At 60.3% G+C, this 1,917-nt stretch carries 2 protein-coding genes; one reads left to right on the plus strand and one right to left on the minus strand.

What is annotated here, in order from left to right; genetic code table 11:
• On the minus strand, positions 1-1,203 hold a 1,203-nt coding region (locus QJT78_RS50770), incomplete at its 3' end, for an SDR family NAD(P)-dependent oxidoreductase (protein WP_281460858.1).
• A 588-nt stretch (positions 1,204-1,791) separates the two neighbouring features.
• Between QJT78_RS50770 and QJT78_RS50775 the strand changes: the two genes are divergently transcribed.
• On the plus strand, positions 1,792-1,917 hold a 126-nt coding region (locus tag QJT78_RS50775), incomplete at its 3' end, for a GDP-mannose 4,6-dehydratase (RefSeq protein WP_281460859.1).

Here is a 1,917-nt window from a genome sequence, read left to right on the forward strand (position 1 = left end):
GTTGATCGAGCCGAAGATGTTGGTCTTGACGCCCTCGCTCCAGTCGCGCTCCAGGATCGGCACGTGCTTGAGCGCGGCGGCATGGAACACGATGTCCGGCTTGAACTCCGCAATCAGGCGGATGATGCGCTCGCGGTCGCGAATGTCGGCGATTCGCCCTTCGATCGCGGCCGCCGCGCCGTGCGCAGCGAGCGTTTCCGTGACCGCGTAGAGCGCCGGCTCGGAATTTTCCACGATCAGCAAACGTGCGGCGCCGAAGGCAACGACACGCTCGCAGATCTCGGACCCGATCGATCCGCCGCCGCCGGTGACGATGACAGCCTTGCCCTTGATCAGCGCTTCGAGCCGCGCATAGTCGATCTTTTCGCTCGGCCGCAGCAGGAGGTCCTCGACCGCGACGGCCGTGAGGCGCGGCGTATCGCCGCTCTCCAGCGAGGGCATGCGATTGACGATCACGCCCAGCTTGCGCGCCCGCATCAGGATCGATTCCGGATGAGCGTCCGGCTCGAACGCGGACGGCGTCATCACCAGGCGTGCGATCGGCTTGTCGCGTTTGGCGAAGTCGCCGATGACGTCCTCGATGTCGTCGATGTCGCCCAGCACCGGCACATTGCGGATGAGCTGGCCCCTATCGGCACTCGACGGCGACAAGACGCCGACCGGCCAGATGCGCTTGATGGCGCCGCTCTCAATGCCGCGCAGCAGCACCTCGGCATCCGCGGCGCGGCCGATCAGCAGTGTCGGCGCAGAATTCTGGCCCTTGGCACGACGCCGTACGCGCGTATAGCGGAAGTGCCGGTAGGCTATGCGTAACGCGGTGAGGAACGTTATCTCAAGGAACCAGTAGAGGACGATCGTCACCTTGCCGAGGAAGAAGGCGCCGCGGACGTTGGGGGCGACGAAGATGTAGTCGAGCGCCAGGAGGGCAACCGTCAGCACGGTCGCGACGCGGATGATGTTCAGCGCGTCAGGCAGCGAGATGAAGCGCCATTTCGTCGTGGTCAGGTTGAAGACGAAGAACACGACCATGCTGAAGGCGAGGAAGTAGGGCAGGATCTGGAATAGCAGCGGCAGGCGGTCAAAGAAGCCGTCGCCACCCTCGAAACGCAGGTAGAAGGCTGCGAACAGCGCCGCCGTGGTCGCCAGCAGGTCGTGGAGCGCGATCAGGAAATTGCGCAAGGTGAGATGCGAAAGACGCGTCATTAATTCGCTCATCTCGGACTTCGTCATTACCGGTGGTTCGGTTGCAACACCAAACAGAGGTCAATCCGAAATCCAATGTTCCATCAAGGGTCGAGAAGCCTGCAGGGCTAAATCACATTCAGACGATCGCTACGCGGAGAAGTCCTTCCGTTGATTCCCAACCGTGTCACTGACGCCGTCAGAGAGCTCCTTCCAATTGAATGATAGCGCAGGCCCGTTAAAGAGAATTATTTAAGCGGCACACCTGCGCTGATCCTAACAGTCAGTTTGCTAGACGGTCGGTTGTGGAACGGCGTCTTAGCGGGCCCACTCCGGCGAGTCACGAAATACTTTGGTGAGCTATATCTAGCTGGTTTGGGAACATGTTGCCACGTGCCTCGAATAAACTTATAAGTGTATCGATGGTTGAGTGCTCCGTTTGCGCGACGCGGCCGTCAACGTTTCAGTCTTCGTTCGTTCACTCTTCCGGAACCCGTGTTTTGCCGCAGTGACCCGAGCTTGACGAGGCGGCCGCAATGTTCAAATGGTATCAGCGGTACTTTATGATTGATCGCAACGCGCTCGCTCGAATTTGGGGACAAGGATAGTATGACGAAGCGGGTGGCTCTCATCACCGGCGTGACCGGTCAGGACGGCGCCTATCTCGCCGAATATTTGCTGTCGCTCGGCTATGTCGTGCACGGCATCAAGCGGCGCTCGTCCTCGTTCAACACC

The sequence above is a fragment of the Bradyrhizobium sp. Mp27 genome (assembly GCF_029953005.1).
GTDB lineage: Bacteria > Pseudomonadota > Alphaproteobacteria > Rhizobiales > Xanthobacteraceae > Bradyrhizobium > Bradyrhizobium barranii.